Genomic DNA, 711 nt, shown 5'->3' with positions numbered 1-711 from the left:
ACTCCTCGAAGTCGTGCATCTTGTACAGCGAGACGAGTCCGAAGTACGTCGACAGCGCGTCATCCCACTTCAGGTACGCCGAGAACTCGTGCGGCTGCGGGAGGAGGAACTTCCGTAGGCCCGAGACCGCGGTCTTCGAGTCCTGACCGCGCATCGTCCGCGCGCGGACACCGCGCTTCTGTCGGCGCTCGTGTGCCTCCGCTTCCGAGCAGGCGTAGAAATGGTCCTCGCGAACGTCCTTCCGGATATGCGTGCCGCCACAGAAGCGACACTCGCCGGTCGGCTCCAGGTCGCAGGTCCATTCGTGGTCGAGCGCGGCCTCTTCCGTTTCGAAAGTCCGCTGGCAGTATCGACAGGCAGCGACGAACTCCGGCATCTCGAATTCGACATCGACCGACTCGTCGTCGACGGTCGAACCGGGCTCATACCCATTGTCGACAGCGGACTCGACGGTGTCCTCGTCGTTCGACGTGACGAGGTCTGCGTCGTCGAGGACGGAGAACTCCGCGATGACCTCGCCGCCGTCCTCGGTCATCAGCGGTCCACCTCAACGAGGTCGTATCCACAGCGCTCACAGCGAAATCGGACCTCGCTCTCGTGACCGCACGCGGGACAGTCGACGGTCACGCGCAACCACCCCCGAACCGGAGACCTTCGTCTCCGGGGTTGAGTTGTGGGATGGTGAAGGAATCAGTAGAAGCCGGTGGAGGG

The 711-nt window shown here is 63.6% G+C and carries 1 pseudogene; it reads right to left on the bottom strand.

Annotated elements, in window-relative coordinates:
• A pseudogene (locus NKF06_RS20725) lies at window positions 1-535 on the bottom strand (Lrp/AsnC family transcriptional regulator); the annotation flags it as partial.
• Between the last annotated feature and the right edge of the window lie 176 nt (window positions 536-711).

The organism is Haloferax sp. AB510 (assembly GCF_024136985.1).
In the GTDB taxonomy this organism is placed as follows: Archaea; Halobacteriota; Halobacteria; order Halobacteriales; family Haloferacaceae; genus Haloferax.
The sequence above is the reverse complement of the archived record's forward strand: the minus strand, read 5'-3'. Positions and strand labels throughout refer to the sequence as shown.